This window comes from Kitasatospora sp. NPDC085879 (assembly GCF_040686255.1).
Lineage (GTDB): Bacteria > Actinomycetota > Actinomycetes > Streptomycetales > Streptomycetaceae > Kitasatospora.
Genome location: NZ_JBFBJZ010000077.1, coordinates 18,249 through 32,069, shown reverse-complemented (window position 1 = coordinate 32,069; position 13,821 = coordinate 18,249). Strand labels below are relative to the sequence as shown.

14 protein-coding genes and 1 tRNA gene are annotated in these 13,821 nt (G+C 72.1%); 8 read left to right on the top strand and 7 right to left on the bottom strand.

Annotation, left to right across the window (positions count from 1 at the left end; genetic code table 11):
* The first annotated feature begins 132 nt into the window (after window positions 1-132).
* The 3 genes from AB0P35_RS35860 (at window position 133) to AB0P35_RS35850 (ending at window position 2,680) form a co-directional block, all read left to right on the top strand.
* Window positions 133-1,050, top strand: a complete 918-nt coding sequence (locus tag AB0P35_RS35860; protein WP_095872821.1) for an ABC transporter ATP-binding protein — start codon at window positions 133-135, stop codon at window positions 1,048-1,050.
* Window positions 1,047-2,186 (top strand): ABC transporter permease, encoded by a 1,140-nt coding sequence (locus tag AB0P35_RS35855; protein WP_363519372.1) that lies wholly within the window; start codon window positions 1,047-1,049, stop codon window positions 2,184-2,186. The genes AB0P35_RS35860 and AB0P35_RS35855 overlap by 4 nt, the downstream gene beginning before the upstream one ends.
* An 89-nt stretch (window positions 2,187-2,275) precedes the next feature.
* A complete protein-coding gene (locus tag AB0P35_RS35850; RefSeq protein ID WP_363519369.1) occupies window positions 2,276-2,680 on the top strand; it encodes a globin in 405 nt (134 codons plus the stop codon).
* A gap of 16 nt (window positions 2,681-2,696) precedes the next feature.
* Here AB0P35_RS35850 and AB0P35_RS35845 read toward each other — a convergent pair whose 3' ends face one another.
* The 5 genes from AB0P35_RS35845 to ssb all read right to left on the bottom strand — a co-directional run bounded on the left by AB0P35_RS35845 (window position 2,697) and on the right by ssb (window position 8,297).
* Window positions 2,697-3,407: a hypothetical protein gene (locus tag AB0P35_RS35845; RefSeq protein ID WP_363519366.1), complete on the bottom strand. Its 711-nt coding sequence runs from the start codon at window positions 3,405-3,407 to the stop codon at window positions 2,697-2,699.
* A 20-nt stretch (window positions 3,408-3,427) separates the two neighbouring features.
* The gene (locus AB0P35_RS35840) at window positions 3,428-3,874 is read right to left on the bottom strand and encodes a thioesterase family protein (RefSeq protein WP_363519364.1); all 447 of its coding nucleotides are present in this window, start codon (window positions 3,872-3,874) and stop codon (window positions 3,428-3,430) included.
* 130 nt (window positions 3,875-4,004) lie between these two features.
* Window positions 4,005-5,669, bottom strand: coding sequence for an energy-dependent translational throttle protein EttA (gene ettA, locus AB0P35_RS35835; RefSeq protein WP_095872824.1), 1,665 nt, complete (start codon window positions 5,667-5,669; stop codon window positions 4,005-4,007).
* Between the two features lie 265 nt (window positions 5,670-5,934).
* A complete protein-coding gene (locus tag AB0P35_RS35830; RefSeq protein ID WP_363519361.1) occupies window positions 5,935-7,329 on the bottom strand; it encodes a Cys-Gln thioester bond-forming surface protein in 1,395 nt (464 codons plus the stop codon).
* A 359-nt stretch (window positions 7,330-7,688) separates the two neighbouring features.
* Entirely contained in the window at window positions 7,689-8,297 is a 609-nt protein-coding gene (gene ssb / locus AB0P35_RS35825; protein WP_363519359.1) for a single-stranded DNA-binding protein, read from the bottom strand.
* Window positions 8,298-8,937: 640 nt separating this feature from the next.
* Between ssb and AB0P35_RS35820 the strand changes: the two genes are divergently transcribed.
* Window positions 8,938-9,013: transfer RNA gene (locus AB0P35_RS35820), tRNA-Arg, on the top strand.
* Window positions 9,014-9,098: 85 nt separating this feature from the next.
* Here AB0P35_RS35820 and AB0P35_RS35815 read toward each other — a convergent pair.
* Window positions 9,099-9,704 carry a TetR/AcrR family transcriptional regulator gene (locus tag AB0P35_RS35815; RefSeq protein ID WP_363519356.1) on the bottom strand — a complete coding sequence of 202 codons (606 nt, stop codon included), beginning with the start codon at window positions 9,702-9,704 and terminating at the stop codon, window positions 9,099-9,101.
* A gap of 86 nt (window positions 9,705-9,790) precedes the next feature.
* On the opposite strand from AB0P35_RS35815, the gene AB0P35_RS35810 reads away from it, so the two are divergent.
* The 3 genes from AB0P35_RS35810 to AB0P35_RS35800 all read left to right on the top strand — a co-directional run bounded on the left by AB0P35_RS35810 (window position 9,791) and on the right by AB0P35_RS35800 (window position 11,736).
* Window positions 9,791-10,357: a GNAT family protein gene (locus AB0P35_RS35810; protein WP_363519353.1), complete on the top strand. Its 567-nt coding sequence runs from the start codon at window positions 9,791-9,793 to the stop codon at window positions 10,355-10,357.
* A gap of 115 nt (window positions 10,358-10,472) precedes the next feature.
* Window positions 10,473-10,922, top strand: a complete 450-nt coding sequence (locus AB0P35_RS35805; protein ID WP_363519350.1) for a RidA family protein — start codon at window positions 10,473-10,475, stop codon at window positions 10,920-10,922.
* A gap of 31 nt (window positions 10,923-10,953) precedes the next feature.
* Entirely contained in the window at window positions 10,954-11,736 is a 783-nt protein-coding gene (locus tag AB0P35_RS35800) for an enoyl-CoA hydratase/isomerase family protein (protein WP_363519348.1), read from the top strand.
* 28 nt (window positions 11,737-11,764) lie between these two features.
* On the opposite strand, the gene AB0P35_RS35795 is transcribed toward AB0P35_RS35800, so the two are convergent.
* Window positions 11,765-13,000, bottom strand: coding sequence for an acyl-CoA dehydrogenase family protein (locus AB0P35_RS35795; protein ID WP_363519345.1), 1,236 nt, complete (start codon window positions 12,998-13,000; stop codon window positions 11,765-11,767).
* Between the two features lie 143 nt (window positions 13,001-13,143).
* Here AB0P35_RS35795 and AB0P35_RS35790 point away from each other — a divergent pair, with 143 nt between their 5' ends.
* Window positions 13,144-13,812 (top strand): TetR family transcriptional regulator, encoded by a 669-nt coding sequence (locus AB0P35_RS35790; RefSeq protein WP_363519342.1) that lies wholly within the window; start codon window positions 13,144-13,146, stop codon window positions 13,810-13,812.
* The last annotated feature ends 9 nt before the right edge of the window (window positions 13,813-13,821 follow it).

The following is a 13,821-nucleotide window of genomic DNA, read 5'->3' as shown; positions in this document are numbered from 1 at the left end:
TACCACCCCCCCCCCCCGTAACCACACCGCCGCCGGCCCCCCCACCCCCCCCCCCCCCCCCCGACGGTTTTTCCCGGGTTTTGCCTGGTAATCCTCACCGAACGGGCACGAAAACCCCTAGTGTCATGCGACATGACTGCAGCTATAGCCGCCGACGGTATACGGAAGCGGTACGGGGACGTCCAGGCCGTCGACGGTGTGTCACTCACCGTCGAGGCGGGCGAGTTCTACGGGATTCTCGGGCCGAACGGGGCCGGCAAGACCACCACTCTGGAGATCCTGGAAGGGATCCGCGAGCCCGACGAGGGCCGCGTCGAACTGCTGGGGCTGTCGCCCTGGCCGCGCAACACCGCACTGCTGCCGCGCATCGGCGTGCAGTTCCAGGCGTCGTCCTTCTTCAACCGGCTGACCGCCCGGGAGACCATCCGCACCTTCGCCTCCTTCTACGGTGTCGGCCCGAAGCGGGCCGACGCGATGCTGGAGAAGGTCGGGCTGGCCGACTCCGCCGGCGTCCAGACCGAGAAGATGTCCGGCGGCCAGGCGCAGCGCCTCTCCATCGCCTGCGCCCTCGTCCACGGACCGGAGTTGGTCTTCCTGGACGAGCCGACCACCGGGCTCGACCCGCAGGCCCGCCGCAACCTGTGGGACCTGCTGCGCGACATCAACGCCGAGGGCCGCACCGTCGTCCTCACCACCCACTACCTCGACGAGGCCGAGGTGCTCTGCGACCGGGTCTCGGTGATGGACCACGGCAAGGTCCTCAAGACCGGCGCACCGGCGGCCCTCGTCCGCGAGATCGACGACACCGTCCGGATCAGCGTCGAGTCGGGGCTGCTCGCGGCCGACACCGCCCGCGAGCTGTTCGCCGCGGCCGGCGCCGAACTGGCCGGCCTGGAGGACGACGGCGTCTCGCTGTCCGTCTCCACCCGCGTCCCCGCACCGGTGCTCTCGGTGCTCGCCGAGCAGAACGCGCTGCGCGGCCTGGAGGTCCGCGGCGCCACCCTGGAGGACGTCTTCCTCCGCCTGACCGGACGGGAGTACCGGGCATGACCGCCACCGCCCCCACCGCGACCGACCGCGTGCCGGCCGCCGCCCCGGAGCCCGAGGCGCCGGAGCGCGCCAGCGCCTTCGTCGGGCTCGTCCGGGTCATGCTGCTGGGCTTCGTGCGCGACCGCGGCGCGCTCTTCTTCACCCTGCTCATGCCGCTGATCTTCCTGCTGATGTTCGGCACGCTCTTCAAGAGCGCGGGCGCCCCGCACGTGAAGGTCGCCCAGGTCGGCGCCGTCCAGGTGCTCGACTCCGTGCAGGGCGACGACCGCAGGGAACTGGAGAAGGTCCTCACCGTCACCAAGGTCGACGACGAGGCCGCCGCCCTCGAGAAGGTCCGCAAGGGAGACCTCGACGCCCTGGTCGAGCAGGGCGCGAACGGGCAGCTCGTGCTGCGCTACAGCGCCTCGGACACGGTCAAGGCCGGCAGCGTCCGGGCGATCGTCGACAACCTGGTGCAGGCCGCCAACCAGGCCGCCGCCGGCCGCCCGCCGGCGTTCACCCTGGCCGCGATCCAGGTCGAGGACCGGTCGCTCAAGCCGATCCAGTTCCTCACCCCGGGCCTGCTCGGCTGGGCCATCGCCTCCGGCGCCGTCTACGGCGCCTCCTTCACCCTGATCAACTGGCGCACCAAGCGGGTGCTCCGCCGGCTGCGGCTCGCCCCGGTCTCCATCGGCGGGGTGATCGGCGCCCGGGTCGCGGTGAACTGCGTGATCGCCCTCGCCCAGACGGCGATCTTCCTGCTCATCGCCACCACGCCGTTCTTCGGGCTCAAGCTCACCGGCAACTGGTGGCTGATCGTGCCGCTGGTGCTCTGCGCGACCATCGCCTTCATGTCGATCGGCCTGCTCACCGGCGGGCTCGCCAAGACCGAGGAGGCGGCCAACGGCATCAACCAGCTGATCATCCTGCCGATGTCCTTCCTCGGCGGCGCGTTCATCCCGATCGACGGCAGCCCCGGCTGGCTGCAGACCGTCTCCCGGGTCTTCCCGCTGCGCTACCTGGTCACCGCCTCGCAGTCGGTGCTCAGCCGCGGCGGCGGCATCATGGACGCCCTGCCCGCGATGGGCGGACTGCTCGCCTTCTCGGCGGTGCTCTGCCTGATCGCCTGGCGCTTCTTCAACTGGGACGACGTGTAGCCGCCACCGCGCGGCGCCCTGCGGGCGACGGGGGTCGTAGGCCGGAAGACCGGTGTACGGCCCCCGCGGCCGTCTGCGACCATGGTCGGGTGAACGAGACCCGGCAGAACACGCTTCCCGAGGAGACCTTTTTCGACGCGGTCGGCGGCGAGGCCACCTTCCGCCGGCTGGTGCACCGCTTCTACCAGGGCGTCGCGCAGGACGAACTGCTGCGGCCGATGTACCCCGAGGAGGACCTCGGCCCCGCCGAGGAGCGCTTCACGCTCTTCCTCATGCAGTACTGGGGCGGGCCCCGGACGTACAGCGAGGATCGCGGCCACCCGCGGCTGCGGATGCGGCACGCCCCGTTCCAGGTGGACCGCGCCGCCCACGACGCCTGGCTGCGGCACATGCGCACCGCCCTCGACGAGCTGGACCTGCCCGAGGACGCCGAGCGCCAGCTCTGGGACTACCTGACCTACGCCGCCGCCTCGATGATCAACACCGCGGGCTGAGCGGGGCGGGGCCCCGCTACCGCAGCGGGCTCAGACCCAGGCCCGCGCCCGGCGCGGCGGCGCTGCGCACCGCCACCGAGCCGGCCGGCGCGCTCAGCCGCAGCCAGCCGCCCGCGCGGTGCACGGTGAGCGGCACGGCGGGCCGCAGGAAGCCGATCACATAGGCCGCGTGCGCGGCGCGCAGCGGCAGCTCGGGAACGGCGCCGAGCGGGCGCGACCAGATCTCGTCGGCCAGCGCGTCCAGCACCTGCCGTGTGCGGTGGTGCTCCGGGACCTCCTCGCTGCGCCGGCGGAACTCCCCGACGGCGGCGGAGACCTCGGGCAGCACCTCGAAGGCCGGCGGTTCGGCGACCAGCCGCCAGCCCGCCCGGGGCGGCAGTAGACCGGCCCACGCCGGGCCGGTGACCGGCGGCGGCACCGCGACCGTGCCGTTCTCCGGGTCGACGGCGTCCAGCAGTTGGCCGGCCGAGACGGTGGCGTCCGTGCCGGCGGTCGGCCCGGACAGCAGGGCGGTGCGGACGGCGATCGCCCCCGCGGTGCCCAGCGGCAGTCGGCCGAAGACCGCCAGCACGCCGCCGGACTCCGCCCCCGGCACGGCCTGCAGCCGGACGGCCGCGGCGCGGTCGAAGCGCAGCAGGCGGGACAGGAAGGCGGCGAGGTCGGCCGCCCCGCCGTTCTCGGCGAGGACGAGGCCGGCGGGCCGGTCGGTCACGGGAGTGCTGCTCACGTCGGTGGACACCGCCCGGCTCAGGCGGCGGCCACGGCGGCCGGGACCCCGTCCATGAAGCGGGAGAGGAACTCTCGCTCGACGGGGCTGATCCGGCGCGGCCGGCCCTCGGCCAGGTCGTAGGGGACGACGATGGTGGACGCCTTGACGTAGACCGTCTCGGTGCCGTCGTCCGCGGTGTCCTTGATCTCGTAGGAGACGGTGAGGGAGGCGCCGCCGATCTTGGTGACCCAGGTCTCGACGGTCACCGGGGTCGGGCGGTGCACCAGCGGCTTCTTGTACTCGATCTCGTGGCGCGCCACCACCGAGCCGCCCGCGAACTCCCCGGCGCCGGCCTCGGCGGCCTGGGTGAACATGAAGTCGATCCGGGCCTCCTCCAGGTAGCGCAGGAAGACCACGTTGTTGACGTGGCCGAAGGCGTCCATGTCGGACCACCGCAGGGGGCAGGCGTAGATGTGGCGTGCCACGAAGGATCTCCTCAGACTCCGGTCACCCGCGGACGTGCCGCGGGCGGGTGGCCGGACGGGCCGCCCCGAGAGGCAGCCTGCCCGGCCGTTGTTGCGCCGGCGTTGCCGGCGGCTGTCGTCACGTGGACGGTCAGCCGCGGGTCAGCTTCTTGTAGGTGGCGCGGTGCGGGCGAGCGGCGTCCGCGCCGAGCCGCTCGATCTTGTTCTTCTCGTAGGACTCGAAGTTGCCCTCGAACCAGAACCACTTGCTGTCGCCCTCGTAGGCGAGGATGTGGGTGGCGACCCGGTCCAGGAACCAGCGGTCGTGGGAGATGACCACGGCGCAGCCCGGGAAGTCCAGCAGGGCGTTCTCCAGCGAGGAGAGCGTCTCGACGTCCAGGTCGTTGGTGGGCTCGTCGAGGAGCAGCAGGTTGCCGCCCTGCTTGAGGGTGAGCGCCAGGTTCAGGCGGTTGCGCTCACCGCCGGAGAGCACGCCGGCCGGCTTCTGCTGGTCCGGGCCCTTGAAGCCGAACGCGGAGACGTAGGCGCGGGACGGCATCTCGACCTGGCCGACGTTGATCCAGTCGAGGCCGTCGGAGACGACCTCCCACAGGGTCTTCTTCGGGTCGATGTTGGCGCGGTTCTGGTCGACGTAGCTGATCTTGACGGTCTCGCCGACCTTGACGTTGCCGTCGTCCGGGGTCTCCAGGCCCTGCAGCATCTTGAACAGGGTGGTCTTGCCGGCGCCGTTCGGGCCGATGACGCCGACGATGCCGTTGCGCGGCAGGGTGAAGCTCAGGTCCTCGATCAGGAGCTTCTCGCCGAAGCCCTTGGAGAGGTTGCCCACCTCGACGACGACACTGCCCAGGCGCGGGCCCGGCGGGATCTGGATCTCCTCGAAGTCCAGCTTCCGCATCTTGTCGGCCTCGGCCGCCATCTCCTCGTACCGGGCGAGGCGGGCCTTGGACTTGGCCTGGCGGCCCTTGGCGTTGGAGCGGACCCACTCCAGCTCTTCCTTGAGCCGCTTGGCGCGCTTGGCGTCCTTCTGGCCCTCGACCTTGAGACGGGTCTGCTTGGTCTCCAGGTAGGTGGAGTAGTTGCCCTCGTAGGGGAACGCCCGGCCGCGGTCGAGCTCCAGGATCCACTGGGCGACGTTGTCGAGGAAGTACCGGTCGTGGGTGACCGCGACGACGGTGCCGGCGTACTTGGCGAGGTGCTGCTCCAGCCAGTTCACCGACTCGGCGTCGAGGTGGTTGGTGGGCTCGTCGAGGAGCAGGAGGTCGGGCGCCTCCAGCAGCAGCTTGCAGAGCGCGACGCGGCGCTTCTCACCGCCGGAGAGCTTGGTGACCGGCCAGTCGCCGGGCGGGCAGCCCAGGGCGTCCATGGCCTGCTCCAGCTGGGCGTCGAGGTCCCAGGCGTTGGCGTGGTCCAGGTCCTCCTGGAGCCGGCCCATCTCCTCGAGCAGCGCGTCCGAGTAGTCGGTCGCCATCAGCTCGGCGATCTCGTTGAACCGGTTGAGCTTGCCCTTGATCTCCTTGACGCCGTCCTCGACGTTCTCCAGGACGGTCTTGGACTCGTCGAGCGGGGGCTCCTGGAGGAGCATGCCGACGGTGTACCCGGGAGAGAGGAAGGCGTCGCCGTTGGACGGCTGCTCCAGCCCGGCCATCATCTTCAGCACCGTGGACTTACCGGCACCGTTGGGGCCGACGACGCCGATCTTCGCCCCGGGGAGGAAGGAGAGCGTCACGTCGTCAAGGATGACCTTGTCGCCGTGTGCCTTGCGCACCTTGCGCATCGTGTAGATGTATTCCGCCACGTGAGATCGCTCCGGCGTCGTCGGGTGTATCGGGTCTATTCGGCTTGCAGCCTTCCATTGTGCCGCACCGCACGCCCCCTCCCGAACTCCCGCCGGTCACACCGGCCGCCACCTGCCCCGGCCCGCCGGGCGGTCGCCGGGCGCGGGCCGCGGCGGGCCGGTCGGACGACAGCCGAAAGGCCCGGCCCCGCCCTCCGGATCGGAGGGCGGGGCCGGGCCCCGGTGTCACCGCCGCGTGGACGGCGCGCACCCGGTCAGTGGCAGGTCAGGCCGCGGCGCGGCCGTGGCGGCCACGACGGCGCAGGGCGAACACCGCGCCGCCGCCGGCGGCGACGAGCAGGCCCGCGATGCCGGCGATCAGGCCGGTGTGGCTGCCGCCACCGGTGCTGGCCAGGCTGCCGCCGGTGGTCGAGCCGCCGGTGCTGCCGCCGGTGGTCGAGCCGGTGGTGCCACCGGTCGTGCCGCCGGTGGTGCCGCCCGTGGTGCTGGTGGTCTTGCAGTCGAGGATGCCCTTGAACTCCTCGTTCAGGTTCGGGCCGCTCACCTTGATGTCGTAGGTGGCGTCCTCGGCGACCGGGACGAGCACGGTCTCGGTCTTGCCGGCACCGACGGTGACGGACTTGCCCGGAGTGATCGTCACGGTGGCCTGCTCGTCACCGCTGTTGGTGACGGTGACCTGGACACCGTTCTTGGTGCAGTCGACCTTGCCGGTGGCCTCCAGCAGCGGGCCCTTGGCCTGCGTCCAGGTGGCCTTCGCCGTCTTGGCGACGCTCAGCTCCTCGGAGCCGGCCAGGATCATGGTCTGGCTGTGCTTCTCCGGGGTGTAGCCGACGCTGAGGAAGACGCGGCCGGTGGGCACGGTGGTGGTGGCGGCCGCCTTGACGGTGGCCGAGCCGGCCGCGGTGCCCGCGGGGACGTCCAGGAACAGCTTGGTGTCCTTGGCGATCGGGCCCTTGAGGTCGCCAACGGCCTTGCCGTCCTTGTCGACCAGCTTGACCTTGCCGCCGGAGGAGTCACCGCTGAGCGACAGCTTGACCTCGTCGGCGCTGCTGTTGAGCGTGAACGGGCCGAGCTTGCTGCCCGACTTGCCGTTGACCGCGGACGGGTCGAGGTCCAGCGACGGCGCCGGCTCGGCCGGCAGGCCGGTGTTCTTGCTGCCCGCCAGGTAGTCGGTGAGCTGCTTGGCCTCGCCGTCGATCGGCGTGGCGGCGGTCTTGTTGTCGGAGAAGCGCCAGATCGCGGCCTGGGTGCCGGCCGCCGCGTCCTCCTTGGTGAACTCGCCCTTGATGCCGACGGCGGTCTTCACCGCGTCGAGGGAGAGCTTCGGGTACGAGTGCTCAAGGATCCAGCGGATCTTGCCCGCTGCCTCGGCCTTGCCCGGGGCGCCGAGCGAGCTGGACGCCCAGTTCGACTCCTGGTACTTGACCGCGTCCTTGATCTTGACGCCGTGGTCGATGTCGATGCAGTACGTCTGGATGAGCTTGCCGTCATCCGTCTTCAGGGTGAAAAGACCGCCCTGGATCACGTGGCCGCCACCGGTGTCGACGGCTCCGCTGACCATGGTCGGCTGAATCGTCGCGGTGATGCCCGCGCCGCTGTCGGCCGAGGCCGCACCTGCGGCGACCAGGCCGCTCGCCACGGCAATGCCGGACGCGAGCATGACAGTACCTATGCGGGAGACAGCCCGCTTCTGGCTGTGGAACATGAGTGATCCCTCCGGGCCGGTCTCTGCCGATGGCAGCCCGCCCTGCAAAGCGGTGCCCCCTGTGACACCGCTGCACATGTGTGGACCAGACGCATCATATTGAGGGTTGAGACACTTCCCATAGCTGTACTGAACCAGGACAGTTCCGTTGCCGTTTCGTTATCAGGGAGCCGGTGAACCGTTTTGGTTGACGCTTCACCAGATCTCACGGATCGTCATCGCACCGTCCGTGCGGCGCCACTGTCGGCCCTTCCGGCGGATCCGCTCCGGGGCACCGACGGAACTCCGCGACACCCGGCCCGCCGGTCGGCCCGTCAACTGCCGGCCGCGGCACCCGACGTTCCTGCGACACCCGCGAACACCGGCGGCGCCGACACCGGCCCGACCCGCGCGGCCGCGCCCGCGGCGGCCCGCTCGGCCACCCGGCGCGCCTCGACCGCCGCGACGATCCACTCCGGCACGGCCTCACCGATCGGCGCAGGGTCGCCCGGCCGCGAACCGCCCACCGGGCGCCCCGCCGAACCGGGCGCATCCGAACCGACGTTCTCCTGCTCGGGCCGTGCGCGGACGGCCCATCGGAAGGCGGAGGTACCGCGCGCGAGGTCGTGGCCCACCGAGCGGGCATCGATCTCCACCGCCGTCCGCCGGCGGTCCTCCTCGCCCCACTCCCGGACCCGCAGGCGCCCGCTGACGACCACCGGATCGCCCTTGTTGACCGAACTCACCAGGTTGGTCGCGAGCCACCGCCAGGCGACCACCGTCACCCAGCTCGTCTCGCCGTCCACCCAGTCACCGGTGCCGCGGTCGAAGCGGCGCTCGGTGGTGGCCATCCGGAAGTTGGCCACCGGCACACCGGCCGGCGTCTGCGCATAGGTGACCGTCGACGCGACATTGCCGACGATCGTCACCAGGGTCTCATTCACGGGAACTCCCCTCGGGCGGAAAATGGCCGAGCCGAATCGCTCGTACCCGCATGCTGCCGCCCCGCCCGAATATCCGGACGATCACCGCGAAATCCTGTGGAAAACCCCGGGGTGTGGAGAACCGGACTCGCTCGGCCGAGTGAATATGAACAGGAATTCGAGGTTCCGGGAACTTCCCATCCTGCGAGGTCATGACAACGCTTCTCCCGGTCCTCACCACCCACCGGGCCTCCAACGGGTGGCCGCAGTCCACTTCCGGCCAGGTCATCCAACCGAAGTAACCCAAATCCGACCCCCACCGCACGGACTCCGGCGCGATTCACACGTCGAATCCATAACAGGTGGGGAGGCAGCCCCGTAACGACTGCACAACGTCCGGCTCCAGATCCCCTCAGACCGCTGCACGTCCGGCCGCCACCTGCGATTATCGGACCGCTCCGCCGAGGCCGACACACCCGACGCGGTGCCGGAAGGCCCGGTGGAGGATGCGGTCACCCTTATCCTGTCCCGGGCGTCCCGTGCCGGACGGGCCGAGGCCCCGCCCACCCCGCCGTACCCCAGGAGCCCCGCGCGGGCGCCGCCCGAACGCCCGCAGGTCCGCCACCGCCCAGGCCGGCACCCTCCGGGCCGCGCCAGTCATGCCCCCATAGCTCAGCGGATAGAGCACCCGCCTTCTAAGCGGTAGGTCGCAGGTTCGAATCCTGCTGGGGGCGCCAGCACACCGGCCGTCCACCCCGCGCGAGCGGCCCCGGCCATGGACGCCACCCCGGGCACGGCCGCGCCGCAGCGGCCCGGAGCACCTCAGCCCGCCGCCAGCCCCGCGAGGTACCCGTCCAACAGGGCGATCTGGCGCTCCGCGGGGAACTCCCCCGGCGCGAACAGCGCCTGCACGACCAGCCCCAGGACGAAGGCCTGCGCCCCGGCGGCGATCTCCTCGGCCGGCCGCCCGGACGGCAGTTCGCCCAGCCGCTGTGCCTCGGCGGCGAGTTCGGCCATCCGCTCCCGGGAGCGCCGGTAGCGCCCGGCGTGCTCGGCGGACAGGCCGCCGTCCACCAGCGCCGCGTCCCAGGAGCCCACCCAGATCCGGTTGTCGGCGGCGCTCTCGGCGTCCAGCGGCAGGATGTCCAGCAGGACGGCGCGCAGCATCGCCAGTCCGCCGGCGGGGGCGGCACTCTCGGCGGCGGGCCGGGGCCGGGCCGCCGCCCGCCGGTCCAGCACCTCCAGGGCATGCGCCACCAGGGCGCGCTTGTTGGGGAAGTAGTGCGTGAGCAGCCCGGTGGAGGCGCCCATCTCGGCGGCCACGGCACGCAGCGTCAGTCCGCCGAAGCCGCGGTCGGCCAGCACCCGCCAGACCGCCTCGGAGACGTCTCGGCGGCGGGCGTCGTGGTCTCCGCGGGCTGGCGTCATGCGCGCTATGGTACCTACCAAACGTTTGTTACGTACCGGCGCGCTACGGCCGCCGGTCACCGCACCCGACCGGAGGGACGACCGCCGTGTACGCCGTACCGCTCGCCGAGGGCGCCGAGCTCTGTCCGCTGGAACCGTGGCAGGCCGAGGAATTCTTCGCGCACATGGAGCGTGCCCGGGCCAACACCGACCCGTGGATACCGTGGGCCACCCGGTCCACCGATCTCGAATCGGCCCGCGCGACGCTCCAGGGATATGCCGACCGGCAGGCCGCCGACTCCGGGCGGATCTTCGGAATCCGGCTGGACGGCACCCTGGTCGGCGGCGTGATGTTCGTGCACTTCGACGCCGCGGCCGGGGTGTGCGAAATCGGTGCGTGGGTCGAAAAGGCCGGTGAGGGCCGCGGACTGATCAGCGCCGCCGTCCGGCGGCTGATCGACTGGGCGCTCGTCGAGCGCGGGCTGCACAAGGTCGAATGGTGGAACAGCTCCGGCAATGCCCGCAGCCGGGCGGTGGCGCAGCGGATGGGCATGCACCACGACGGCACCATGCGCGAGCACATGCTGTACCAGGGGGTGCGCCAGGACTACGAGGTGTGGTCCGTGCTCGCCCCGGAGTGGCGCGCGGCCGGGGGCGGCCGGGAGCGCGGCTGAGCCTGCCGAAAACCGGATGACACCGCCCGGTCCCCCGGCGGACGATCGACGGCGGGCCGACCTGCCCGTCGGCCCGTCGGCCGCACCCGCCCCCAGCCCCGAGGAGCCCCTCCGCATGGTTCAGCGCAGCACTGTCCGGCGCAGCACTGTCCGGCGCAGCATCGTCCCGAGCCTGTTCCCGCCGCCCGGCTATGCGCACACGGCGGTGGTGGAGCCCGGCACCCGCCTGGTGTTCCTGGCCGGCGGGGTGCCGCTGGACGCGGACGGCGAGCTGGTCGGTCCCGGTGACCGGGTGGCGCAGGCGCGCCAGGTGCTGGCCAACCTGGAGGAGGCGCTGCGGCACGCCGGCGGCACCCTCGCCGACGTAGTGGCCAGCACGGTGTACGTGGTCTCGGCCGAGCCCGGCCCGCTCTCGGAGGTCTGGGACGTGGTGAACGCCTCCGGCCTGGCCGAGGGCCCGCACACCTCGACGCTGCTCGGAGTGGCCTGCCTCGGCTACACCGGCCAGTTGGTGGAGATCACAGTGACCGCCGTGGTCGGCGGGGACGCCGCTGTGGAAGGGTGAGGGGCGTCCCGACCCGTCCCCGGAGGCAGTGATGGCCCAAGTGCTCGAGACCGGTGTGGCCGGGCTGCGTGCGGAACTCGACGGCCCGGTGGCCACGCTCGTCCTGGACCGCCCGGAGCGGCGCAACGCCATGACGCTGGCGATGTGGCGGGGGCTGCCGGGGGTGCTGGGGCTGATCGCCGCGCGGCCCGAGGTGCGGGCGCTGCTGGTGACCGGCGCGGCGCGGACGTTCTGCGCGGGCGCGGACATCGCCGAACTGGCCGAGGTGTACGGCGATCCGGCGCGTGCCGACGCCTACCACGCGGAGAACGTCGCGGCGGAGGAGGCGCTGGCCGCCTTCCCGCACCCGACGGTGGCGGTGGTGCACGGTGCCTGTGTGGGCGGGGGCTGCCAGTTGGCGGTCGCCTGCGACCTGCGGTTCGCCGCGCACGACGCCCGGTTCGGGATCACCCCGGCGAAGCTGGGCGTGGTGTACCCGTCGGTGCCGACCGTGCGGCTGGCATCGCTGGTGGGGCCGGCCCGGGCCAAGTACCTGCTGTTCTCGGGCGAGTTGGTGGGTGCCGAGCGGGCGGAGCGGTTCGGCCTGGTGGACGAGGTCCTGCCGGCCACCGAACTGGACGCGCGGGCGCGGGAGTTCGCCGCCCTGCTGGCGAAGCGGTCGCCGCAGACGATCGGCGCGGTGAAGGCGGCGCTGTCCGTCCCGCCGCAGGAGGCGGCCGCGGCGTTGGCGCCGTGGGAGCGCAAGTCGCGTGAGGCGCCGGACGTCCGGGAGGGTCTGGCGGCCTTCCTGGAACGGCGCGAGCCCCGGTTCTGACCGGGGCCGGCGCCGCGGCGCAGGTGCCTCAGCGGATCGGCATCCCGGAGATGGCACGGGAGATGACCAGCCGCTGGATCTCGCTGGTGCCCTCGAAGATGGTGTAGATGGCGCTGTCGCGGTGCATCCGCTCCACCGGGTACTCGCGGGTGAAGCCGTTGCCCCCGAGGATCTGCATGGCCTGCGAGGTGACCCACTTCGCGGTCTCGCCGGCGTACAGCTTGGACATCGAGCCCTCGGCGCTGGTGAACGGCTGGTTGGTGGCGGCCATCCAGGAGGCCCGCCAGACCAGCAGGCGCGCGGCGTCGATCCGGGTCTTCATGTCAGCGAGCTGGAAGGCCACGCCCTGGTTGTCGATGATCGGACGGCCGAACTGCACGCGTGTCCTGGCGTAGTCGAGCGCGACCTCGTAGGCGGCCCGGGCGATGCCGATGGCCTGGGCGCCGACCGCGGGGCGGGACGCCTCGAAGGTGGCCATGGCGGCGTTCTTGCCCTTGGCCGAACCAGAGGCGCCGCCGGCCGCTCGCTCGCGGGCGCGGGCGAGCCGCTCGTCCAGCTTCTCCTTGCCGCCGAGCAGGCAGTGGCCGGGCAGTCGGACGTCGTCGATGACGACCTCGGCGGTGTGCGAGGCGCGGATGCCGTGCTTCTTGAACTTCTGACCCTGGGAGAGGCCGGGGGTGCCGGGCGGCACGACGAAGGAGGCCTGGCCGCGGGCGCCGAGGGCCGGGTCGACGGTGGCGACGACGACGTGGACGTCGGCGATGCCGCCGTTGGTGGCCCAGGTCTTGGTGCCGTTGAGCACCCACTCGTCCTTGGCCTCGTCGTAGACGGCGCGGGTGCGCAGCGCGGAGACGTCCGAGCCGGCGTCGGGCTCGGAGGAGCAGAAGGCGGCGACCTTGACGTCGTCCGGGGTGCCGAACATCTGCGGCGCCCAGGTGCCGATCTGCTCCTCGGTGCCGTTGGCGAGCACGGCGACGGCGGCCAGGGTGGTTCCGACGATGGACAGGCCGATGCCGGCGTCGCCCCAGAAGAGCTCCTCCATGGCGATCGGGATGCCGATACCGGAGGGGTCGAAGTACTGCTGGGCGTAGAAGTCGAGGGAGTAGATGCCGACCTTGGCGGCCTCCTGGATGACCGGCCAGGGGGTCTCCTCGCGCTCGTCCCACTCGGCCGCGGCGGGCCGGATCACGTCGGCGGCGAAGCCGTGCAGCCAGTCGCGGACGGCGATCTGGTCCGGTCCGGGGTCCAGGGAGAAGGTGCTCATCGGGAATGCCTCCGCAGGAGCGTGCACGAGGGAAGGAAGGGTGGCGGCGGCGCCGCAGCAGGGTGTTACCTCCGGTAACATCGAGGGAGTCTGCTACTCATTGGTAGCGGATGTCAACGCCCGACCGAGGAGGACGCAGCACCGTGTCGACCCCCGCCGCAGCACCGGCCGGCGAACCCCGTCGCGAGCAGCTGCTCAACGCCGCCGACCGGGTCGTCCAGCGCGAGGGCCCCGGCGCCAGCATGAACGCGATCGCCGCCGAGGCGGGCATCACCAAGCCGATCCTCTACCGCCACTTCGGCGACCGGAACGGCCTGATCGCGGCACTGACCGAGCGTCACACCGCGGGCCTGCTGGCCACCGTGCGCGCCGCGCTGAGCGAGCCGCTGGAGCGCCGCGACCAGGTCGAGCACGTCATCGACACCTACCTGGCGGCGATCGAGTCCCGGCCGCAGGTCTACCGGCTGCTCACCCACCCCGAGCCGGGCGACCCGACCGGCGCCGGCAACGCGCTGGCCCCCGCGCTGAAGCAGATCGCCGAGGAGATCACCCGGGCCGTGGAGAGCCAGGTCGACCTGGGCGCCGACGGCCCGCTGCTCTCCGAGGCCTGGGGCCGGGCGATCACCGGCATGGTGCTGGCGGCCGGCGACTGGTGGCTGGAGCAGCACCCCTGCCCGCGCCCGCGGATGGTGCAGGCACTGGCCGACCTGCTGTGGGGGCGGCTCGCCGCAGCCGCGGCCCTGCCGCCGGTGGTGGCGCCGCCCGCGCCCGGGGCGGAGACGGCCGAATCCGCACCCTCCGAGGAAACCTGAGCACTACTC